This is a genomic window from Streptomyces sp. NPDC087310 (genome assembly GCF_044744405.1).
GTDB lineage: Bacteria > Actinomycetota > Actinomycetes > Streptomycetales > Streptomycetaceae > Streptomyces.
In genome coordinates this window covers 334,099-358,821 of sequence record NZ_JBIUYF010000002.1, presented here as the reverse complement: position 1 = coordinate 358,821, position 24,723 = coordinate 334,099, and the positions used below count along the sequence as shown (strand labels likewise).

The window sequence follows — 24,723 nt, the reverse complement described above, 5'->3', positions numbered from 1 at the left end:
CGATGGATGAGAACGCCAAACTCCGCGACTATCTCGCACGGGTGAGTGGGGAGCTCCAGAACGCCCGGCTCCAACTGCGCGACCAGGACGAGAAGAACGCGGAGCCGATCGCGATCGTCGGAATGGCGTGCCGTTTCCCGGACGGCGTGGACTCTCCGGAGGATCTGTGGCGGCTGGTGGCCGAGGGGCGGGACGCCATCGCGCCGTTCCCCGAGAACCGCGGCTGGGACGTCGAGGGGCTGTACGACCCCGACCCCGACGCGGCGGGCAAGACCTACTCGCTCAACGGCGGATTCCTCTACGACGCGGACGAGTTCGACGCCGGACTGTTCGGAATCAACCCCCGCGAGGCCCAGTCGATGGATCCCCAGCAGCGACTGCTGCTCGAATCCGCCTGGGAGACCTTCGAACGGGCCGGAATAGCACCGGAGTCGATCCGCGGAAGCCGCACCGGCGTGTTCGCCGGAGTCATCCAGCACGACTACAGCTCCTGGTCCAACGCGGCGCTGGAAGCCATGGACGGCTACCAGGGCACGGGAAGCGCCGGTGGCGTCGCCTCGGGGCGTATCTCCTATGTCTTCGGCCTTGAGGGCCCCGCCGTGACGATCGACACGGCGTGCTCCTCCTCCCTGGTGGCGATGCACCTCGCGTGCCAGTCGCTGCGCGCGGGGGAGTGCTCGATGGCGCTCGCCGGGGGCGCCTCCGTCATGGCCACCCCGAGCATGTTCGTGGACTTCAGCCGGCAGCGCGGTCTGGCGCGCGACGGCCGGTGCAAGTCGTTCGCCGACGCCGCCGACGGAACGAATTTCTCCGAGGGTGTGGGGCTGGTTCTGCTGGAGCGGCTGTCCGACGCGGAGCGCAACGGGCATGAGGTGCTGGCGCTGGTCCGGGGCAGTGCGGTGAATCAGGACGGTGCGTCGAACGGGCTGACCGCGCCCAACGGCCCGTCCCAGCAACGGGTGATCCGTCAGGCGCTGGCGAACGCGCGGCTGGCGGCGGCCGACATCGATGTGGTGGAGGCACACGGTACGGGCACCACACTGGGCGACCCGATCGAGGCACAGGCGCTGCTCGCGACCTACGGCCTGGACCGGCCCGAGGACCGGCCGCTGTGGCTCGGCTCGGTGAAGTCGAACATCGGTCATACGCAGGCGGCCGCGGGGGTGGCGGGCGTCATCAAGATGGTGCTGGCGCTGCGCCACGGCATCGTCCCGCGCACCCTCCACATCGACTCGCCGTCGACCCATGTGGACTGGTCGGCGGGTGCGGTGGCGCTCGCGACGGAGGAGCGGGAGTGGCCGGTGGTGGACCGGCCGCGGCGTGCGGCGGTGTCGTCGTTCGGTGTGAGCGGCACGAACGCGCATGTGGTGGTCGAGCAGGCACCGGCGGTCCCCGTACCGGAGGCCGCTGCCGGGGACGTGGGCCCGGTGCCGTGGGTGGTGTCGGGCGGGTCGGCGGCGGGGCTGCGGGCGCAGGCGGGGCGGCTGGAGCGGTACGTACGGGAGCGGCCGACTCTGGGGACAGGCGAGGTGGGTCTGTCCTTGGCGGTGGGGCGTGCGCGGCTTGACCACCGTGCGGTGGTGGTGGGCGCCGATCGTGAGGAACTGCTGACGGGCCTGGCCGCCGTGGGACAGGGCGAGCCGGCCGCCGGTGTGGTGACCGCCGAGGGGTCCCCGGTGGTGGCCGACGGCGGCCGGGTGGTGTTCGTCTTCCCCGGTCAGGGCTCCCAGTGGGAGGGCATGGCCCAGGAGCTGATGGAGTCCTCCGAGGTCTTCAGGGACCGGCTGCTGGAGTGCGAAGAGGTCCTGCGCCCCCTGGTGGGCTGGTCCGTACGGGACGCGCTGCGCGGCGGGGAGAACGCCCCCGACCTGGCCGAACTCGATGTCGTACAACCCGTGTTGTTCTCGGTGATGGTCTCGCTGGCGGCCCTGTGGCGCTCGACGGGGGTGGAGCCCGAGGCGGTGGTGGGCCACTCCCAGGGCGAGATCGTCGCGGCCTGCGTCGCCGGGGCGCTCTCCCTGGAGGACGCGGCGACGGTCGTCGCCCTGCGGAGCCGGCTGCTCCTGCGGCTCGTGGGCCGCGGCGCACTGGTGTCGCTCGCGCTGCCTGCCGCGGAGGCCGAGAAACGGCTCGCGCGCTGGGGCGACCGGCTGACCGTGGCGGCCGTCAACGGCCCCTCCGCCGTGGTGATCGCGGGCGACACGGACGCCCTCGACGAACTGCTGGGCCTCTGCGAGGAGGAGTCGGTACGGGCCCGCAGGATCGCGTCGTCCGTGCCCTCCCACTCCGCCCATGTGGAGTTCCTGGAGGACGAGGTACGGGACGTTCTCGCCTCCGTCACACCGCGTTCGGGTGGGGTGCCGTTCTACTCGACGGTGACGGGTGGGCTGGTCGACGGTGGTGAGCTGGACGCGGGGTACTGGTATCGGAATCTGCGGGAGCCGGTGCGGTTCGAGCCGGTGGTGCGGTCGTTGATGGAGCGGGGCTTCGACGCGTTCGTCGAGGTCAGCCCGCATCCAGTGATCACGGCGAGCGTGGAGGACATCGCGACGTCGGTCGGCTCCGGTGCGGTGGCCGGTGGCACACTGCGCCGGGGTGAGGGCGGTCTGGACCGTTTCCTGCTGTCGGCGGGGCATCTGTCGGTGTGCGGTGTACGGGTCGAGTGGGGATCGGTGTTCGCGGGGCGTGGTCTGCGGCCGGTCGAGTTGCCGACGTACGCCTTCCAGCGCGAGCGGTACTGGATGACCGGTGCGGACACCGCCGGTGATGTCGGGACGTACGGGCTGACCTCGATGGGCGGCCACTGCCTGCTGGGCGCCGTGGTGGAACTGCCCGACTCCGGTGGGGTGGTGGTGAGCGGCCGGATGTCGGTGCGGGATCAGCCCTGGCTGACCGGGCACCGGGTGCTGGGCGAGGTGGTGGTGCCAGGGGCGGCGCTGGTGGAGATGGCGATCCGCGCCGGTGACGAGGCCGGGTGCCCGGACCTGGAGGAGTTGGTCATCCAGGTGCCGTTCGTACTGACCGGGACCGGCGCGGCCGTGGTGCGGATCGTGGTCGACGAGGCCGACGGCTCCGGCCGCCGTGCCGTCACGGTCCACGCGCGGGCCGAGGACGGCGACGGCGCCTGGATCTGCCATGCCACCGGGCTGCTGGCGAACGCCGGGGACGGCCCCGGGCCCGCCCCGCAGGAGACCACGGCATGGCCGCCGGCGGGCGCGGAACCCGTACCGGTGGGCGAGGTGTACGAGGGTTTCGCGGCCCGTGGTCTGGAGTACGGCACGGTGTTCCGCGGCCTGGAGGCGGTGTGGCGGCGGGGCGACGAGACCTTCTCGGAGGTCGGGCTCCCCGAGGAGGGCCAGGCGGACGTCGGTGGGTTTGGTGTGCACCCGGCGCTGCTCGATGCCGTACTGCACGCCGTGGTGCTCAGCGGCGCCGTGCCGGGCATCGAGTCCGGGGTGCCGTGGATGCCGTTCGTGTGGTCGGGGGTACGGCTGCACGCGGTGGGCGCTTCCCGGGTACGGGTCAGGATCACCGCCGCCGAGCCGGGCGCGATGCGGCTGGACGTCACCGACGCGGCCGGCGGCCCGGTCCTCACGGTGGACTCGCTGACCCTGCGACCGCTGCCGGAGGGCGGACTGACGCCCCCGGTCCGCACGGACGACCTGTTCCGGCTGGACTGGGCCCCGCTGACCGCCGAACCGGCCGCCCTCGCCCCGGACGAGAACTGGACGGTGGCGGGCGAGGACATCTACGGCCTGGCCCTGCCGCCCTGCCGGTCCCTGACCGGACCTGGCGCACCCACCGGATCCGGTGACACGGCCCCGCCGACCGTCGTGGTGTGGTCGGCCCCCCGCGCGACCCGGGACGATGCCGACGCCGTACCTGACGTCGACGCCGTACCCGATGTCGACTCCGTACCTGACGTCGACTCCGTACGGGCGGTGACCTGCCGGGCCCTGGACACCCTTCAGCGGTGGCTGGCCGACGAGGCGTGCGCCGACTCCCGGCTCGTGGTGGTGACCTCGGGAGCCGTCGGTGGGGCGCCCGGCGGGCCCGTCGACGCCGGGGCCGCCGCGGTGTGGGGTCTGGTGCGCTCCGCGCAGGCGGAGAACCCGGGCCGGATCGTCCTGCTGGACGTGGCGCCGGGCGCCGGGCCGACCGTACCCCTGCTGGCCGGTGCCCTGGCCACCGGTGAACCCCAGCTCTCCCTGACCGCAGACGGGTTACGGGCTCCCCGTCTCGTCCGGATGGCGAGCGGCGGGGCCGGGGTTCCGCTGCCTCTCGCGCCCCAGCGGCTCGCCGTACCGGAACCGGCGGCCGGACACACCGGCACCCCGGACGCGGTACGGATCGGTATGCGGGCCGCAGGCTCGGCCGAGAACATGGAATGGCTCCCCGCCGACGACGCCGTACGGGAACTGGCGCCCGGCCAGATCCGGGTCGCGGTCCGCGCCGCCGGGCTCAACTTCCGTGACGTGGTCGCCGGACTGGGCATGATCGGCGGCGATGTGGGCCTGCTGGGCACCGAGGCCGCCGGTGTGGTGCTCGACGTCGGCGCGGAGGTCACGGACCTGTCGCCCGGCGACCGGGTCACGGGGCTCGCCCTCGGCTCCTTCGCCTCGGTGGTGGTGAGCGACCGGCGCGGCTGGGTGCGGATACCCGACGCCTGGTCCTTCGCGCAGGCCGCGACGGTCCCCGTGGTGTTCCTGACCGCCTACTACGGGCTGAACCGGCTGGCGCGGCTGCGGGCGGGGGAGACCCTGCTGGTGCACGCCGCGTCCGGTGGCGTGGGCATGGCCGCGATCCAGCTCGCCCGCCACATGGGCGCGGAGGTGTTCGCCACCGCGAGCCCGCCCAAGTGGGCCGTCGTGGAAGGGCTGGGGATCTCCCCGGACCGTATGGCCAACTCCCGCACCCTGGAGTTCGAGGAGACCTTCCGTACCGCGACCGGCGGCCGGGGCGTGGACGTGGTGCTCAACTCCCTCGCCGCGGAGTACGTGGACGCCTCACTGCGGCTGCTCGCCCCGGGCGGACGGTTCCTGGAGATGGGCAAGACCGACATCCGCGACCCCGAGCAGGTCGCGGCGGTACGCACCGATGTCGGCTACCAGGCGTACGACGGTCTGGACGCCGGGCTCGACCGGGTCGCCGAGATGCTCGCCGAGGTGATGGAGCTGTTCGAACGCGGGGTGCTGTCCCCGCTGCCGACCACGCTCTTCGACGTACGGCAGGCGCCCGAGGCGTTCCGGCTCATGGCGCAGGCCCGGCACACCGGGAAGATCGTCCTCACCGTGGACCGCGCCCCCGACCCGGCCGGTTCGGTCGTGGTGACCGGCGGCACCGGCGATCTGGGCGGGCTCGTGGCCCGCCACCTCGTGTCGCGCTACGGCGTACGGCGCGTGGTACTCGTCAGCCGGAGCGGCGAACAGGCCGACGGGGCAGCCGAGTTGCGGTCCGGTCTGGAGGAGATCGGCGCCGAGGTCGACGTGGTCGCCTGCGATGTGACGGATCGTCAGGCGGTGGCGGAGCTGCTGGCGGGGATCCCGGCCGACCGTCCGCTGACCGGCGTCGTGCACTGCGCCGCCACCCTGGACGACGGGGTGATCCCGGCGCTCGACCCCGAGCGGATACGGCGGGCCTTCGCCCCGAAGGTGGACGCCGTCCGGCACTTCGACGAGCTGACCCGCGGCGCGGACCTGAGCCTCTTCGTGGTGTTCTCCTCGGCGGCCGGCGTGCTCGGCAGCCCGGGGCAGGGCAACTACGCGGCGGCCAACGCGGCCGTCGACGCCCTGGTGGCCGCGCGCAGGGCCGCCGGACTGCCCGGCGCCTCGCTGGCCTGGGGCTGGTGGGGCCAGGGCAAGGGGCAGACGAGCGGGCTCGGCCAGGCCGACCGGGAACGGTTCGCGCGCGGCGGTGTGGCGCCGATGAGCCAGGACGAGGGGCTGGCGCTGTTCGACGCGGCGCTGGCGCACAGCCTGCCGCTGAGCGTGCCGGTGAAACTCGACCTGACCCGCCTCGCCCGCTCCGGCCCGCTGCCCCCGCTGCTCAGCGCCCTGGCGCCCGCCACGGCCACCGGCCGGCGTACCGCCCTCGGCGGCGCCGAGCGGGACGGCGACGACGGTGCCGACAGCCTGCGCCGCAGCCTCGCCGCCCTGTCCGCCGCCGAACAGGACCGCCATCTGGTGGACCTGGTGGCGCGCCAGGTCTCCACGGTGCTCGGGCACGCGCCCTCCGCCGTGCTGGACGTGAGCAAGGAGTTCACGGCGCTGGGCTTCGACTCCCTGACCGCCGTCGAGCTGCGTAACCGGCTCTCCCGGTCCACCGGACTCCGGCTGCCCGCCACCCTCACCTTCGACCACCCCACCCCGCTCGCCCTCGCCCACCACCTGCAGAACGAACTCGTCGACGGCCTCGCCGAGTTGACGATTCCCGCGGAGCCGGCCGCACACGGGGCGACCGGATCGGCCGGTGTCGTGGCACTGCCCGCCGGGGGCCGGGCGGCGCCCGCCGTCCCGGCCGCGTCCGACGCGCCGATCGCCATCGTCGGCATGGGGTGCCGCTTCCCCGGCGGGGCCGCCGACCCGGAGCTGTTCTGGCAGAACCTGCTCGACGGCGTGGACGCCGCCTCCGAAGTGCCCCCGGACCGCTGGGACATGGACGCCTACTACCACCCCCGCAAGGGCGTACCGGGCAAGGCGTACACCAGGAAGGCGTCCTTCGTCCCCGATCTCGCCGACTGGGACGCCGAGTTCTTCGGCTGCACCCCGCAGGAGGCGTACCGGCTCGACCCCCAGCACCGGCTGCTCCTGGAGATGGTGTGGACCGCCATGGAGGACGCTGGGATACCGGCGGAGCGGCTGCGCGGCAGCAGGACCGGGGTCTTCCTCGGGCTCAGCGACTCCAGCCAGTACTCGCGGCGGCAGGTCGAGACGGAGGGCCTGGCCTGCTTCGACGACCCGAGCTTCTTCCTCGGTCTGTCCTCCAGCGCCGCCGCCGGCCGGATCGCGTACCACCTGGACCTGCGCGGTCCGAGCATGACCGTGGACACCGCGTGCTCCTCGGCGCTCACCGCCACACATCTCGCCGTCCAGAGCCTGCGGCGCGGCGAGTGCGACCTGGCGGTCATCGCCGCGGCCTCCGCGCTCATCGACCCGAGCGCGCTCGTCCAGGCGTGCAAGATGAGCATGCTCGCCGCGGACGGCCGCTGCAAAACCTTCGACGAGGCCGCCGACGGCTTCGTGGCGGGTGAGGGCAGCGCCGCCATCGTTCTGCAACGCGCCGAGGACGCCGAGGCGGAGCGCCGCCCCGCGCACGCCGTGATCCGGGGATCCGCCATGACCCAGGACGGGCGGAGCAACGGACTGACGGCGCCCAGCAGGCCCGCACAGGCGGCCGTGGTGCGCGCGGCGCTCTCCGACGCGGGCCTGCGCCCCGACGACATCGGCTTTGTCGAGGCGCACGGCTCCGGTACGAGCCTGGGCGACGCCATCGAGTTCAGCGCCCTCCAGGAGGTCTTCGGCGACCGCAAGGTGGACCACCCGCTGCTGATCGGCGCGGTCAAGACCCATGTCGGGCATCTGCTGACGACCGCGGGAATGGCGGGCCTGATCAAGTCGGTGCTCGCGCTGCGCGGCGGCGAACTCCCCGCCAACCTGCACCTGGAGCGGCCCAACGCGGACGTGTCCCTCGACGGCCCCGTACGCCCGGCGCAGTTCCGGCAGCCGTTCCCCGCAGCGCCCGGCGCCCCGCGCCGCGCCGGGGTCAGCTCCTTCGGCTGGTCCGGCACCAACATCCACCTGGTGGTCGAGGAGGCACCACCGGCGCCGCGCGAGGAACCGGCCCGGCCACCCGCCGGGACATCCGGGACGGACGAGCGGCACCTCGTCACCCTCTCCGCGACCAACGCCGCGAGTCTGCGCGAGGCCGCCACCGCCCTCGCCGCCCATCTGGAGCGGGAACCCGAACTGGCCCTGGCCGACGTGGCGTTCACCGCCCAGACCGGACGCACGGCCTTCCCGGTCCGCAGGGCGCTGCTCTGCCGGGACCTCCCGGACGCGATCGAGCGGCTGCGCGACCCCGGCGGCGCCGACGGAACCGTATCCCCGGACCGCAAGCACCGCATCGGCCTGCTGCTGCCGGGCGACGAGGCGCCGTCCGGCGCCACCGGCGGGCTCTACGGTACGGAGCCGGCGTTCCGGGCGGCGGTCGACGCGTGCGCCGAGCTGGCCGCCGAGCGGTTCGGCACCGACCTGGCCGGCCTTCGCGACCCACACCGCCGGCCGGTACGGGACGGGGAGGCGACGGCCGTCTCCACCCTGTCCGCGTTCACCGTGCAGTACGCGCTCGTGCGGCTGCTGGAGGCGTACGGAGTGCGGCCCGCCGTCATCCTGGGCCACGGCGTCGGCGCGTACGTGGCGGCCTGCGCGGCCGGGGTGTTCGAGCTGCCGGACGCGATGAGCCTCGCCCTGGACCCGGCGCGCGCCGCGTCGGTGACCGTCCACGAGCCGCGCGTCAGCCTGTTCTCCGCCGAGACCGGCCGGCCGCTCACACCGCGGGAGTGCGCCGACCCCGCCTACTGGGCCACCCGGCCAGGACGCCCGGTCGCGGACGCCGACGGCGCGCACGGCCTCGCGCAGTACGCCAGCGTGCTGGTGGAGGCGGGCTGGGCCGGCACCCTGGACGCGACAGCGTTCCCGGCGGAGCCCGCGCCCGCCGACGGCGCCGCCGAGGCCCCCGCGCCCCCGGCGACCGTACGGCTGCTGCCCGCGCCCGGCGGCGACGCCGACCGTGCGACGTGGCTGGCGGGGATCGGCCGGCTGTGGGAGCTGGGCGTCACCGTCGACTGGGCCGCCGGCCACCCCGTACCGCGCGAACTCCTGCGGCTGCCGGGGTACCGGTTCCAGCGGGCCCGCTACTGGCCGATGCCCGCCGCGCGGCCCGCCGCCACGGCCGGAACCGTACCGGCGAACGGCGGGGCGCCCGCGGCCGACGTCCGGGGCACCCGCTTCCTCGCCTCGGCCTGGCGCCGGCAGGACGCCCTGCCGCCCACGCCCGCGCCGACGGCGCCCGCGACCGTACTGGTCCTCGCCGACCGGGCCGGGCTCGGCCGCCAGGTGGCCGAACAGGCCGCCGCCGACGGGGACGAGGTCGTGTTCGTCGAGGCCGGTGACGGCTCACCGCGGACCGGGGAGGGCACCACGATCGACCCCGGGAGCCCCGAGGAGTACGAGCGGCTGCTGACGGAGCTGAACACCGGCGGATCCACCGCCCCGGCTGGCCCGCTGCGCATCGTGCACGCCTTCGGCCACCATCCCCACGACTCCCACGACTCCCACGACTCCGAGGGGACCGAGGGGCTCGAACGCGCCCTGGACCGCGGCTTCTACAGCGTGCTCTGGCTGATCCAGGCGATCGGCCGGGTCCTGCCGGGCCGGGACGTCGAACTCGTCGTCGCGCTCTCCGGAACCTTCGACGTCCTCGGCGGCGAGCGGGTCCACCCGCTGTCCGCCCCGGTCGTCGGCCTCGCCCGCTCCATCGGCGTGGAGTACCCACGGATCCGCACCCGCTGCGTCGACCTGGACCCGGAGGCGTCCTTGGACCAGGCCGCCGAACAACTACTCCGTGAATTCTCCCTGTTGACCGGAGCCGGAGCCGGAAACGGAAACGGAAACGCAGCCGGATTCGGTACCACCTCCGACACCTCCCCGAGCGCCTGGCGGCGTGGACGGCGCTGGCTCCCGGGCCTCGAAGAGGTGGGGCTGCCCGCCGTCTCCGACGACCAGGTCTGGCGGCCCGACGGTGTGTACGCGATCACCGGCGGCGTCGGCGGCCTCGGCATGGCGCTGGCCCGCAGGCTCGCCCCGATGGGCGCCAGGCTCGCCCTGATCGGCAGGACCGAACTGCCCGAACCCGCCCTGTGGGACTGGTGGATCAGCAGCCACCGCGCCGACGACCGGATCAGCGCCGTACTCCTGGCGATCCGGCAGCTCCGCGCGGCCGGCGCCGAGGTGCTGCCCGTCTCGGCGGACATCAGCGAACCCGATGAGGCCGCCGAGGCGTTCCGTACCGTACGCGAGCACTTCGGCGAGGTGTACGGGGTGATCCACACCGCGGGCGTACCGGGCGAGGGACTGCTCCAGTACAAGACCAGGGAGCAGGCCGCCGCCGTACTGGCCCCTAAGATCGCCGGGACGCTCGCCGTCGCCGAGGCGTTGCGGGAGGCGCCGCCCGAGCTGCTCGTGCTGTACTCCTCCACCGTCACGGCGGTCGGCGGGCACGGCGAGGGCGACTACGGCGCGGCCAACGCCTTCCTCGACGCCTTCGCCGCGGCCGAGGACGGGGCGGGGACGGTGGCGAACCGTGTCGTCTCCGTCGGCTGGGGCGCCTGGCAGCACGACAGTTGGCAGACCAAGGCGTACGCGGCGGCCCCCGCCCTGCGGGACCGCGCGCGCCGGATCCGGGAGGAGTACGGCTTCACCGACGAGGAGGGGACCGCGGCGCTCGGCCGGATCATCGCGGCGGGGCCCTCCCATCTCTACGCGCTCAACCAGCCGCTGGACGACCTGGTCGACGCCATGCGGATGCTCTCCGACCCGGACGCGCTGTCGGGGAACGGCAAGGGATCCGCCACGGGTACGGGCACGGGTTCGGGGGCGACCGCGCCCGAACGCCGCTATCCCCGGCCCGATCTGCGGGTCTCGTACATCGCCCCGCGCACCGGGACGGAACGCGCCGTCGCCGATACCTGGGGCGAACTGCTCGGCATGGAGCGGGTCGGCGTGCACGACCCCTTCTTCGAGCTGGGCGGCACCTCGCTCGTCGGGCTGGCCCTGGTGAACCGGCTGGCCGCCGAGTCCGGGGTCGAGCTGGCCGCGGCGAGCCTGTTCGAACACCCCACCGTCGCCCAGCTCGCGGAGCTGCTCGACAGCCTCGGCGCAAGCAGCTCCGGTACGGCCGGCTCCGGTACGGCCGGCTCCGCAACGGCCGGCCCCGGAGCGGGCAGCGCGGGCAGCGGGGGCGGCTCAGGCGGTGACCCCGACGGCGCCGGGCCCGCATCCCCCGCACCGGGCCGGGAGGACGGCAGTGCGGCACGTGGACAGCGGCGCAGGGCTCAGGCCGGTGCCTCGACCATCAAGCGCAGGAGGACAGGCAAGTGAGCGAGAGCTGGCAGACGAGCGAGGACGACCCGCAGAGCGGCGCCGAGGGCACGGACATCGCCCTGGTCGGCATGGCGGGACGGTTCCCCGGCGCCGACGGCGTCCGGCAACTGTGGCACAACATCCGGGCGGGCAAGGACACCATCACCCGCTTCACCGAGGAGGAGCTGCGGGCCGAGGGCGTGTCCGAGGAACTGCTCGCCGACCCCGCGTACGTACGGGCGGGATCGGTGCTCGACGGCATCGACCTGTTCGACGCGGGCTTCTTCGGCCACACCCCCAAGGAGGCCCAGCTCCTCGACCCCCAGCAGCGGCTGTTCCTGGAGACCGCCTGGCACACCCTGGAGGACGCGGGCACCGACCCCGCGCGCTTCGCCGGATCCATCGGCGTGGTCGCAGGTACCGGCATCAGCTGGTACATGATGAACAACCTGTCCACCCGGCCCGACCTCGCGGAGTCGGTCGGCGAGGTGCAGATCGGCCTCGGCAACGACAAGGACTCCCTGGCCACCAGGGCGGCGTACGCCTTCGACCTCACCGGGCCCTGCTACAGCGTCCAGAGCTACTGCTCCACCTCCCTGGTCGCCGTGTCGCTGGCCTGCTCCGCGCTGGTCAGCGGCGAGGCCGACATGATGCTGGCCGGCGGGGTCTCCGTCCTCGTGCCCCACCGGGTGGGCTACCTCTACCAGGAAGCCGGGATGTCCTCCCCGGACGGCCGGTGCCGGGCCTTCGACGCCGCCGCCCAGGGCACCCCGGTCGGCAGCGGCGTCGGGGTCGTCGCCCTGCGCAGGCTGGAGGACGCGCTCGCCGACGGGGACCGCGTCTACGCGGTCATCCGGGGCTGGGCGGTCACCAACGACGGCGCCAACCGGGCCGGGTTCACCGCCCCCGGCGTACGGGGCCAGTCCGGCGTGATGGCGGAGGCCCTGGCCAGCGCCGGGCTGACCGCGCCCGACATCGACTACGTGGAGGCCCACGGCACCGGCACCGGCCTCGGCGACGCCATCGAGATCGCCGCCCTCCAGCGCGTCTACGACGTCGACGGCGTCACCCGCTGCGCGATCGGCTCGGTGAAGACCAACCTCGGCCACCTCGACCGGGCCGCCGGGGTCACCGGTCTGATGAAGACCGCCCTGGCCCTGCACCACGAGGAGATCCCGCCCACCCTCCATTTCGACCGCCCCAACCCCCAGCTCGAACGCTCCGCGGGCCGCCTGGAGGTCGTGACCGACCTGCGGCCCTGGCCCCGGGGCGAACGGCCCCGCCGCGCCGGGGTCAGCGCCTTCGGGATGGGCGGCACCAACGCCCATGTCGTCCTGGAGGAGACCGCCGCACCCGCGCGGGACCCCCGCCCCGCCCCGCGCGACCACCAGGTACTGGTGTGGTCCGCGCGTACGGCGGACGCGGCCGACGAGACGACGGGACACCTGCGCGACCTCCTCGCCGAGCAGGGCGAGGGCCGCGCCTGGGAGCCGGACGCCACCGGGGAACGGGGCGTCGCCGATGTCGCCTACACCCTCCAGACCGGCCGGGCCGTCTTCGACCACCGCCGCGCGCTGGTCACCTCCGCGACCTCCTCCTCTTCCTCTTCCACCTCTTCGTCCTCGGCGGGCGGTTCCGTCGCCGACGCGCTGCGCGCCCTCGGGGAGGACGCCGACCACCGCGTCCTCGCCCGCCACGACGCGCTCACCCGCAGGCCGGTCGGCTTCCTGCTCGCCGGGGTCGGCGAGCACTACCAGGGCATGGTCGGCGGCCTCTACCGCTCGGAACCCGTCTTCCGTAAGGCGATCGACGCCTGCGCCGACCTCTTCCGCGAGCGGCTCGGCGTCAACCCGGTGGAGACCTTCCTCGCGGAGCGCCGCTCCGGCGCCCCCGACCTGGCGGGGCTCCTCGGCCGTACGGGAACACCGGCGGCCGATTCCGCCGAACCCGTCGCCACCGAGATCATCCAGCCCGCCATGTTCGCCGCCGACTACGCGCTCGGCACGCTCCTGATGTCCTGGGGCATCCGGCCCCGGCTGCTGCTCGGCTACAGCGTCGGGGAGTTCGCCGCCGCCTGCCTGGCCGGCGCCCTGACCCTGCCCGAGGCGACCGCGCTGACGGCCCACCGCGCCCAGCTCATCGCCGAGCTGCCCGCCGGGGCCATGACGGCCGTGCCGCTCTCCGTCGCCGAACTCGCCGACAAGATAGGCCCGTTGGCGGGGACCGGGGTGGATGTCGCGGCCGTCAACGGGCCCGGCTTCACCGTGCTCTCCGGGCCCGCAGACGCCGTGGCCGAGCTGTCCGAACGGCTCGCCGCCGCCGACGTACCCAGCCGTGGCCTCCGTACGACGCACGCGTTCCACTCCGCGATGCTCCGGCCCGCCGCGCCCGCCCTCACCGCGTGGGCCCGCGCCGAACTGAAGCCGCGGGCCCCGCGGATCCCGTACCTCTCCAACGTGACCGGCGCGCCCGTCACCGAGCAGCAGCTCCGCGACCCCGGCTACTGGGCCGAGCACATGTGCCGCACCGTGCGGTTCTCGGACATGCTCACGCACACCTTCGCCCAGGGCGAGGACATCCTGCTGGAGCTGGGCCCGGGGCAGTCCCTCGGCGCGATGGCCCGCAACCACCCCGGCTGCACCCCCGACCGCTGGCCGCTGCTGCTGCCCACGCTGCCCGCCCAGGCCGACCCGTCGAGCGACGAGGAGGTGCTGGCCGGGTCGCTCGCGCGGATGTGGCTGACGGGCGTCGAGGTCGACTGGCAGGCGTACCACGACGGCAGGAGTCCCCGTAAGGTCTCCGTTCCCGACTACCCCTTCCAGCACGAGCGTTACTGGATCGACGCGGCCGCACCCGCCCCCGTGGCCGTCACCGCGGCCCCCGTGGCGGCGGCCCCCGTGACCGCGCCGCCGGACGCGTCGGACCCGCTCACCGCGCAGGGGCTGTTCGTCCCGCGCTGGACCGCGCGTCCGCTGCCCGCCTCCCCGGCGGGCCCCGCCCCGTCCGGCGCCCCCGTCTGGATCTTCGCCGACGGCCGCGGGGTCGCCGACGCGCTCGCCGCCCGGCTCATGGCCGACGGCCGGGAGACCGTGCTCGTACACCCGGACGGCGGACCGGCCCCGGCCGGGGGCCGTACGGTGCGCCCGGCCGAACAGGACGACTACCAGGCCCTGTTGGAGAGCGCCGGGGCGCCGGGCGCGGTCGTCCACCTCTGGGGGCTCGACAGCGGCCCCGCCGAGGACACCACCGGCCCGCGCGCCCGTGAACGGGGCTTCGACAGCCTGCGCGCGCTCACCGCCACGCTCGGCGACGCCGGTCCCGAAGGACCGCTCCCGCTGCTCGTCGCGACCGAGTCCGCGCGCGCCGTCCGCGACGACGACCCGCCGGTGGCCCCCGAACGCGCCACCGTGTTCGGCCCGTGCCTGGTCGCGCCGCAGGAGTACCCCTCGATCGACGTCCGCACCCTGGACGTGACGCTCTCCGCCGAGGCCGACGCCGAAGCCGAAGCGACGGACGAGGCCGACGCGGCCGACTCCCCGGCGGCCGTGGCGGCCGCCCTGTACGGCGAGTTGGCGGGCGCGGGCGAGGGCCGGGTGGCCGCCCTGCGCGCCGGCACCCGGCTGGCGCTCGACTACGTACCCGCCCCGGAGACCGCGCCCGTACCGGCCGGGGACGGAGCCGCCGAGCCCCGTGACACCTCGGTCCTGCCCGGACCCGGCGACGTCTGCCTGATCACCGGCGGACTCGGACCCGTGGGCCTGCTCCTCGCCGAACACCTGGGACGTACGTACGGCGCGAAGCTCGTGCTCACCGGGCGGCGCGGCCTGCCGCCGCGCGCCGAGTGGGACCGTATCGCCGCCGACGACACCGCGGAACCGGCCCTGCGTACCCGCGTCACCGCACTGCTGCGCCTCGCGGACCAGGGGATCTCCGTGGAGGCGGTCGCCGCCGACGCCACCGACGAGGGCGCCCTGCGCGAGGTTGTCTCCTCCGTCGTGGCGCGCCACGGCGCGCTGCACGGCGTGATCCATCTCGCCGCCGTCACCGACGCCGAGAGCCTGAGCCCGATCTCCGGGCTCGCCCCTGAGCAGCGCGACGCGCACTTCCACGCGAAGACCGACGGCGCGCTGGCGCTGGAGCGGGTGCTCCAGGACGTGCCCGCCGCCTTCTGCCTGCTGTTCTCCTCGATGTCCGCCGTGCTCGGCGGGATCGGCTTCGCCAGCTACACGGCGGCCAACTCCTTCCTGGACGCCGTCGTCGACCGCCACCGCGCGGACTCCACCCGCTGGCTCGCCGTCAACTGGGACACCTGGCCGTCCACCGCGGCCGACCTCGGCGGACAGTCGTTCGGCGCCTCCCTCGTGCAGTACTCGCTGACCGAGCGCCAGGCGCTGGACGCCGTCGACCGGGTGCTGGCCGCGCCCCGGCCGCGCACCCTCGTCTGCGCCGGGGACCTGCCCGCGCGCCTCGTGCAGTGGGTGGAGCGGCCCGCCGCCCCCGCTACGCCGGCCCCGGCCAGGTCCTCCGGCGAGCGCTTCCCCCGGCCCGAACTCGCCCAGCAGTACGTGCCCCCGAGCGGCGAGCGCCAGCGCAGGCTGGCCGAACTCTGGGCCGACCTGCTGGGGATCGACCGGGTCGGGGCCCGCGACAACTTCTCCGACCTCGGCGGCACCTCGCTGATGGCGCTCCAGCTCGTCAAGCGCATCCGGCAGGCGTTCGGCGTCGCGGTCTCCCCGATCACCCTGTTCGAGGCGCCCACCGTGCACGCCCTCATCCAGAAGATCGACAGCCTGGGCGGCGACGGGAGCCCCGCCGCCGTACCGGACACGGCACCGAAGCCACGGGCCGCGGTGGTACGGGAGCCCGCGCGCGGCGACGCACCGGAGACGCCGGCCGGCACCGTGCCCATCGCGGTCATCGGGCTGACCGGCCGCTTCCCCGGGGCGTCCGACATCGCGGCCTTCTGGCACAACCTCAGCCACGGCCTGGAGTCCGTCACCCGGTTCTCCGAGGAGGAACTGCTCGCCGCCGGGCTCTCCCTGGACCAGATCCGTGACCCCGACTACGTCCCCGCGCGCCCGGTGCTCGACGACATCCGCACCTTCGACGCCGGATTCTTCGGCTACAGCCCGCGCGACGCCGCCCTCGCCGACCCGCAGCACCGGCTCTTCCTCGAATGCTGCTGGGAGGCGCTGGAGCACGGCGGTTACGGGGCGGCCCGCGGCCGGGGCCGGGTCGGTGTGTTCGCCGGGTCCAACCTCAGTACGTATCTGATGCTCCAGGCCGCGGGCCTGGCCACGGCGGGCGAGGCGGACCTCTACTCCACGGTCATCGGCAACGACAAGGACTCCCTCGCCACCGGGGTCTCCTACAAACTGGGGCTCACCGGCCCCAGCCTCTCCGTGCAGACCTTCTGCTCCACCGCCCTGGTCGCCACCCACCTCGCCTGCCAGAGCCTGCGCGCCGGGGAGTGCGAGATGGCCATGTCGGGCGGCGTCGGCATCCATGTGCCCGACCGGGTCGGCCATCTCTACACCCCCGGCGGCATGGAGTCGCCCGACGGCCGCGTCCGCACCTTCGACGCCCGCGCCAAGGGCACCCTCTTCGGCGACGGCGTCGGGGTGCTGCTGCTCAAGCGGCTCGACGCCGCACTGGCCGACGGCGACACGGTGCACGCGGTCATCAGGGGCTCGGCCATCAACAACGACGGTTCCCTGAAGGTCGGTTACACCGCCCCCAGCGTCGTCGGACAGGCCACCGTGGTCTCCGACGCGATGGCGTCCGCCGGGGTCGGCCCCGAGGACGTCAGCTACGTGGAGGCGCACGGCACCGCCACCGAACTCGGCGACCCGATCGAAGTCACCGCGCTCACCCGGGCGTTCGGCGCCACCGACCGCAAGCAGTACTGCGCGATCGGCTCGGTGAAGACCAACATCGGACACCTCGGCGCGGCGGCCGGGGCCAGCGGACTGATCAAGACGGTCCTCTCGCTGAAGAACCGTCAGATCCCGCCGAGCCTCAACTTCGAGGAGCCCAACCCCGAGATCGACTTCCCGGACAGCCCCTTCTTCGTCAACACCGCGCTCACCCCCTGGCAGGTCGAGGACGGCCGCCGCCGGATCGCCGGCGTCAACTCCCTCGGCATGGGCGGCACCAACGTCCATGTCGTCGTGGAGGAGCCTCCCGAGCAGCCCGACGCACGGCAGACCGCCGCTGGGGAAGGCCCCGACCGGCGGTACGAGATCCTGCCCGTCTCCGCGCGGAGCGAGAAGGCCGCCGACGAGGCCGTCGCCCGGCTCCGCGCCCGGCTGCGCGAGGAGCCCGCCACACCTCCGCTGGACGTGGCGTACACCCTCCAGGCGGGGCGCGAACGGTTCGAGCACCGCAGGATCCTCGTCGCGGACTCGCTGGACGCCCTGCGCGCCGCCCCGGACGACGCGGAGACCCCCGCAGCCGTGGCGGGGATGATGCGGCGCACCGACGCCGTACTCGACCGGCCGGTGGACTTCCTGCTCGCCGGAGTGGGCGAGCAGTACCCCGGGATGATCGGCGAACTCTACCGGCGCGAACCGGAGTTCCGTACCGCCGTCGACGAGTGCGCCGCACTGCTGGGCGACACGCTCGGCGACGGCGTCGACCTCGTCCACCTGCTCACCACCGGCCGCGACCGGCCGGCCGGGGACGGCGACACCCTGTCGGCCATGCTCGGCCGGGGCCCCGCCCCCGACGCGGACGCCGAGGCCGCGGCGGCGGAGCTGGCCCGCACCGAGATCGCCCAGCCCGCCGCGTTCGTCACCGACTACGCCCTCGCCCGGCTGCTGATGAGCTGGGGCGTACGCCCCACGAGGATGCTCGGCTACAGCCTGGGGGAGTACGTCGCCGCCTGCCTGGCCGGAGTCCTCACCCTGGCCGACGCGCTGCGCCTGGTCACCTTCCGGGCCCGGCTCATCGCCCGGCTGCCCGCCGGGGCGATGCTGGCCCTGCCGCTCTCGCCGGAACAGCTCGGCGCCCGGTTCGGCGACCTCGCGGACCAGGGCATCGACATCGCCGTCGTCAACGGCCCCGAACTGACCGTCGTCGGCGGGCCCTGCGACGTCATCGACGCCTTCGCGGCCCGGCTCGCCGCGGCCGGCGTCCCCGGGCGGAAGCTCGCGACCACCCACGCCTTCCACACCCGGATGCTCGAACCGGTACGCGACGAACTCACCGCCTGGGCCGCCGCCCACCTGCGGCCCCGGGCCCCCGAACTGCCCTACCTGTCCAACGTCACCGGCGCACCCGTCACGGCCGACCTGGTCGCCGACCCCGGCTACTGGGCCCGCCACATGTGCTCGACCGTACGGTTCTCCGACGGCCTGGCCCTGCTCCTCGCCGACCCCGACCCGGTCCTCCTGGAGCTCGGCCCCGGCCAGTCCCTGGGCGCCATGGCCCGGGTCCACCCCGACTGCTCGCGCGACCGGTGGCCGCTGATCGTGCCGACCCTGCCGGCCGCCGCCGACCCCCGCCCCGACGACCTGGTGGCCGCCGAGACCGTGGCCCGCCTCTGGCTCGCCGGCGCCGACATCGACTGGACCGCCTACCAGGGGGGCCGGGCGCCGCGCCGGGTCCCGCTGCCCACCTACCCCTTCCAGCGCGCCGAGTACTGGCTGGCCCCGGCCGCGCCCAGGACGGCCGGCGGGCCCGCGCCCGTCCTCGAAGTGACCGACCTGGACGACGTACGGCGCTCCCCGCTGCCGCTGCTCCCCGAGGAGGAGTGGCTGCACGCCCTGGTCTGGCGGCAGACCGCGCCGCGCGGCGGACGGCTGCCGCTGGGCCGCTGGCTGATCCTCACCGACACCGGCGCCGCCGACGAGGTGAGCGGGCCGCTGGTCCGCCGCCTCACCGACGCGGGCGGCAGCGTCGTCCTCGTACGCCCCGCCACCGGAGCCGAGGGCTTCGAAGGACCCGACGAGGACGGCGCGTACCGGGTACGGCCCGGTGACGGCCCGCGGATCCGCGAGCTGATGCGCCGGCTCAGGGACGACGGCGGACTGCCCGAACGGATCGTCCACCTGTGGACGCTCTCCCTGCCCGCCCCCGAAGGCACCACACCGTCCGCCGAGGAGGTCGAGACGGCGATGGTGCGCGGCACCGACACCCTTGTCGCACTCGCCACCGGGGCCGGGGACGTCGGCGCCGAGAAGTGGTCGCTGGACGTGGTCACCTGCGGTACCCGCTCGGTGACCGGCGCCGAACGGATCCGCCCCGAACTGACCACGGTCACCGGGCCCGTACGCGGCATCCCGCTGGAGTACCCGGAGGTCTCCTGCCGGCTCATCGACATCGACCCCGTGCACCCCGCCACCGCGGAGCGGCTGGCCGGGCAGATCGCCGCCGAACTCGGCGACGGCGACGGCGACCCCGTCGTGGCGCTGCGCAACGGCAGGCGCTGGCTGCCCGACTACGAGACCCTGCCCGACCACACCCCGCAGCCCGGCGACGCCGGGGCGGCCCGGCCCGTGCCGGGGCCCCTGCGCGAGGGCGGCGTCTACCTCGTCACCGGCGGGCTCGGCGGCATCGGCCTCGCCATGGCGGAGCGCCTGGCCCGCGACTGCCGCGCCAAACTGGTGCTGTTCGGCCGGACCGGGCTGCCGCCCCGCGACACCTGGGAGGCCGCGCTCGCCGACCCGGCGGTCAGCGACGAGGTACGCCGCCGGCTCACCGGCGTCCGTCAACTGGAGGAGTACGGCGCCGAGGTGGCCGTCGTCACCGGCGACGTCGCCGACCCCGCCGACACCGGACGGGCCGTCACCACCGCCCTGGAACGGTTCGGCGCCCTGCACGGCGTCCTGCACGCCGCCGGACTGCCCGGCATCGGACTCATGCAGTTCAAGACCACCGCCGAGATGCGCAAGGTGATGGCGCCCAAGATCGGCGGCACCCTCGCCCTGGAGCACGCGCTCGACGGCGTACCGCTGGACTTCCTCGTGCTGTTCTCCTCCATCACCTCCGCGACCGGCGGCGGCCCGGGACAGGTCGACTACAGCGCCGCCAACGCCTTCCTCGACGCGTACGGGGAGGCCGCCCACACGGGCGACGGCGGCGACGGCCGCAGGACGCTGACCATCGGCTGGGGCGAGTGGCAGTGGAACGCCTGGGAGGCCGGACTCGCCGGGTACGACGTGGAGATCCAGGAGTTCTTCCGCACCAACCGGCAGAAGTTCGGCATCGGCTTCGACGCCGGCTGGCGCGCCCTGCTCAGGGCGGTCTCCCAGGACCAGCCCTATGTCGTGGTGAACAGCCAGGAGTTCTCCCAGATGGAGCGGATGAGCCGGCACTTCACCATCGAACTGGTCGGCGGCGGCAAGAGCGCCCAACGGCAGGAGGGCACCCGCCATCCGCGCCCCGACCTGGTCACCGAGTTCGTGCCGCCCTCCGGGGAGGTCGAGAGCGCCATCGCCGACGTCTGGTGCGACCTGCTCGGACTCAACGAGATCGGCGCCGACGACAGCTTCTTCGACCTCGGCGGCTCCTCCCTGATCGGCATGGAGGTCATGGCGCGCATCCGGCGCCGCCTCGCCGTCGACGAACTCGCCCCGCACATCCTCTACGAGGCGCCGACCGTCGCCCGGCTGGCGCGGCTGCTCGCCGCGCGCACCGCCGAGACGCCCGGCGACGGCGCCACCGACACCACGGCCGAGGACCAGGCCCGCAGCGACCGGCGCAGGCGCAGCCTGCGCCGTACCAAGAACCGGGAGGCGGAAGGCGCATGAGCGAGGAAAACGAGTCCGCGCTGGCCATCGTCGGGATGGCCGGACGCTTCCCCGGCGCGGCCAGCGCGGACGCGCTGTGGGCCAACCTCACCCGGGGCGCCGGCGGCATCCGCGAGATCACCCAGGAGGAGCTGACCGCCGCCCGGGTGCCGCCCGCCGCACAGGCCGACCCCCGGTACGTACGGCGCGGCGCGCCCGTCGCGGACACCGAACTGTTCGACGCCGCGTTCTTCGGCTACAGCCCGCGCGAGGCGGAGGTCGCCGATCCGCAGCACCGGATGTTCCTGGAGTGCGCCTGGGAGGCGCTGGAGAGCGCCGGGTACCGGCCCAACGCCGTACCGGGCCAGGTCGGTGTCTTCGGCGGCGTCGCCCCGAGCCAGTACGGGATGCGCCATGTGCTGATCCGCCCCGAGGTGATGGCCACCATCACCCTGGAGCAGTACGGCATGGGCACCACCGCCGACTCCCTCTGTGCCCTGGTCGCCTACAAACTCGGCCTGACCGGGCCGGTCGTGGGCGTGCAGACCAACTGCTCCACCTCGCTGGTGGCGGTGCACCTGGCGGCGCAGTCCCTGCTCACGTACGACTGCGACGTCGCCCTGGCCGGCGGCGCCGCGATCCCCGACCCGCTGCCCACCGGCTACCAGTTCGAGGAGGGCTCGATCACCTCGCCCGACGGGGTGGTCCGCAGCCTCGACGCCGACGCGGGCGGCACCGTCATGGGCAACGGTGTCGGCGTCGTGGCGCTGAAACGGCTCGCGGACGCACGCAGGGACGGCGACCACGTCTGGGCCGTCCTGCTGGGCAGCGCCATCAACAACGACGGTGCGGCGCGGGCCGGTTACTCCGCGCCCGGGGTCGACGGCCAGAGCGCCGTGATCAGTTACGGACTGGCCGTTGCGGACATCGACCCCGGGACCATCGGCTACGTCGAGTGCCACGCCACGGGCACCCGGCTCGGCGACTCCATCGAACTCGCCGCCATGGACCGGGCGTTCCCCGACGTGCCCGCGGCGCCCCGGGTCCTGTCGACCCTCAAGCCGGACATCGGGCACCTGGACCGGGCCTCCGGGGTCGCCGGGCTGATGAAGGCGGCGCTGGCGCTGCACCACCGCGTCCTGCCGGCCACCCGGGGGTTCCGTACCCCCAACGCGGCCCTCGCCACGGCGGGGGACCGGTTCACCGTCCTGACCGAGGACCGGCCCTGGCCGCGTACGGCACACCCGCGCCGGGCCGGCGTGAACTCCTTCGGAGCGGGAGGCACCAATGTCCACGTCGTCCTCGAAGAAGCCCCCGAGCGACCCGGGCGACCGGCCGAACAGGCCGCGCCTGGCCCGCAGTTGCTGGTGCTGTCCGCCCGTACCCCGGCCGCTCTGGACGCGGCCGTACGGCGCCTGCGCGACCATCTGCGCGACACCCTGGGGGAGGGGCGCCCCGGGGACGGCGACCGGGCCCTGGACACCGGGGCCCTGGACGGCGGGGTCCTGGAGCACGACCGGGTCCTGGAGCACGACCGGCTCCTGGCAGACGTGGCGTACACCCTCCAGGCCAGCCGCACCGGGTTCGCCCACCGGACGGCCGTCGTCTGCGACGGCGCCGAGGACGCCGTACGGGCCCTCGGCGACCCGGCACGGAGGGTCACCGCGGGACCCGTGACCGCCGCCGGGGTCACCCACCGGACCGCCGACCCGCACGAGGCCGCCGAACGGTGGCTGACCGGCGCCGACATCGACTGGGCGGCGCTGCACCACGGGCCGCGGCGGCGCGTGCCGCTGCCTACCTACCCCTTCGAGCGGCAGCGTTACTTCCTCGACCCGGCGGACCTCCCGGCCGGTTTCCCCGGCCTGGCCGCCGCTCCCGGCGGTACGGCCCCGGCGGCCGAGAGCGCCCCCGCACTGGCCGGGGGCCGGCTGGCCGACATGGCCGACTGGTTCTCCCACCCCGTATGGCGCTCCGTACCCCTGCTGAGCGGCGCGGACGCCGGACGGCTGCGGGAGAAGGGCCCGTGGTGGGTCGTGGCCGGGGACGGACCCGGACTCGCCGCCGCCCACCGGCTCACCGACCTCGGGGCCGAGGTCGTCGTGCTGTGCCCGGCGGACCGGCCCGGCGGCCGGCCGACCGACATCGCGGGGCTGCGGGTACGCGACATCGACCCCGCCTCGCGGGAGGACTTCGCCGCCGCGCTCACCGCACTCGGCCGCCCGCGCGGGGTGCTGCACACCCTCAGCCTGGAGACCGCGGGAACCGGGACCGGAGCCGCGGCAGGGGACGGGGACGGCGGCGACGCCGCGTTCGCCGAGGCCCAGCGGCTCGGCTTCTACTCCGTACTCGCCCTCGTCGGCGCCCTCTCCCAGGACGCCCAGCCCGGCGAGGTCGACCTGCTGCTCTGCACCGACGGCGCCGTCGAGGCCACCGGCGGCGATCTGCGCCGGCCGCAACAGGCCACCCTGGCCGGACTGCAACCCGTGATCAACCAGGAGTTCGGTGACCTCACCTGCCGGCTCGTCGACCTCGACACCGACGGCTGCGCCCGCGCGCGCGGCTCCGTCCACGCGCTCGCCGGTGAACTCCTCGCCGAGGCGGCCGCCGACACCACCACGGACCCGGTGGCGCTGCGCTCCACCGACCGCTGGGTCAGGTCCTTCGCCCCCGTACGGGTCGGCCCGGTCCCCGCGGACCGCCCGGTGATCCCGCGCGGCGCCACCGTCCTGATCACCGGCGGACTGGGCACGGTCGGCTCCGCGCTCGCCGCGCACCTCGCCGCCGCGTACGGCTGCCGCCTGGTCCTCACCGCGCGGACCCCGCTGCCGCCCGAGGGCCGGTGGGACGCCTGGCTCGCGGAGCACCCCGGCGCGGACCGGACCGCGGAGCGGATCCGTACCGTACGGGAGCTGCGGGAGCGCGGCGCGTCCGTGCTGGTGGCCGGCGCCGACGTGGCCGACCGCGACCGGATGGCCGAGGTACTGGACCTGGCCAGGGACCACTTCGGCCCGATCGACGTCGTCGTCCACGCCTCCGGCGCCCAGGGCCGGGAGTACTTCGGCTTCGCCCCCGGGCTGAGCCGGGCGGTCTGCGAGACGCACTTCCGCTCCAAGGTGACCGGGCTGCGCGTACTGGACGCCCTGCTCGGCCGGGACGAGGCGCCGCTCAGGATGACGATGTCCTCACTGGCCGCGGTGCTCGGCGGCGTCGCGTACGGACCGTACGCCGCGGCCAACGCCGCGATGGACGCGTACGCCCGGACGCTCGGCAGCGGACCGGAAGGCCGGTGGCTCCCCGTCAACTGGGACACCTGGAACCTGGGGGAGGACCCGCACGGCGACTTCGGCGTCACGATGAAGGACTACTTCCTCGACGCCGCCGAAGGGTGCGAGGTCTTCGAACGGGCCCTCTCCGTCACCGGCCGGGTCCGCCAGCTCACCCTCTCCACGGGCCCCCTGGAGCGCCGCTTCGACCAGTGGACGCGGCTGGACCGTACGGCGCCGGAGCCGCCCCGCAGCCGCTACCCCCGACCGGACCTCCCGGTCCCCTTCGAACCCCCGGCGTCCCACGAGGAGGCCGCGCTCGCCGAGATCTGGAGCGAGATCCTCGGCGTGGACGGCGTCGGGGCCAACGACAGCTTCTTCGAGCTGGGCGGCCACTCGCTGGCCGCTGTCCGGATGATGGCGCAGGTCCGCGCCCAGTTCGGCGGATTCCCCGGCGACGTGCTGATCGAGAACCCGACGGTGCGCAGCTTCTGCAAGGTCCTCACCGCGCGGAACTGACCTGGATCGCACACACGAGACCGACCCGGACCGCACACACGAAATCGACGCAACGAAGCGACAACGAGA

The 24,723-nt window shown here is 74.6% G+C and carries 3 protein-coding genes; all 3 read left to right on the top strand.

All coding sequences use genetic code 11. The annotated features are described in order from the left end of the window. The first annotated feature begins 2 nt into the window (after window positions 1-2). Genes ACIO3P_RS07545 through ACIO3P_RS07535 form a run of 3 tightly spaced genes read left to right on the top strand, consistent with a single transcriptional unit; the run spans window position 3 to window position 24,654 of the window. The gene (locus ACIO3P_RS07545; protein ID WP_401848595.1) at window positions 3-11,156 is read left to right on the top strand and encodes an SDR family NAD(P)-dependent oxidoreductase; all 11,154 of its coding nucleotides are present in this window, start codon (window positions 3-5) and stop codon (window positions 11,154-11,156) included. Continuing rightward, window positions 11,153-20,890 (top strand): beta-ketoacyl synthase N-terminal-like domain-containing protein, encoded by a 9,738-nt coding sequence (locus ACIO3P_RS07540; RefSeq protein ID WP_401848596.1) that lies wholly within the window; start codon window positions 11,153-11,155, stop codon window positions 20,888-20,890. The genes ACIO3P_RS07545 and ACIO3P_RS07540 overlap by 4 nt, the downstream gene beginning before the upstream one ends. Beyond that, window positions 20,887-24,654 (top strand): SDR family NAD(P)-dependent oxidoreductase, encoded by a 3,768-nt coding sequence (locus ACIO3P_RS07535; RefSeq protein WP_401848598.1) that lies wholly within the window; start codon window positions 20,887-20,889, stop codon window positions 24,652-24,654. The genes ACIO3P_RS07540 and ACIO3P_RS07535 overlap by 4 nt, the downstream gene beginning before the upstream one ends. Window positions 24,655-24,723: the final 69 nt, after the last annotated feature.

Excerpts from the sequence above, each read along its gene's own strand:
- ACIO3P_RS07545 (WP_401848595.1), top strand. The coding sequence starts at position 3 with ATGGATGAGAACGCCAAACTCCGCGACTATCTCGCACGGGTGAGTGGG.
- ACIO3P_RS07535 (WP_401848598.1), top strand. The coding sequence starts at position 20,887 with ATGAGCGAGGAAAACGAGTCCGCGCTGGCCATCGTCGGGATGGCCGGA.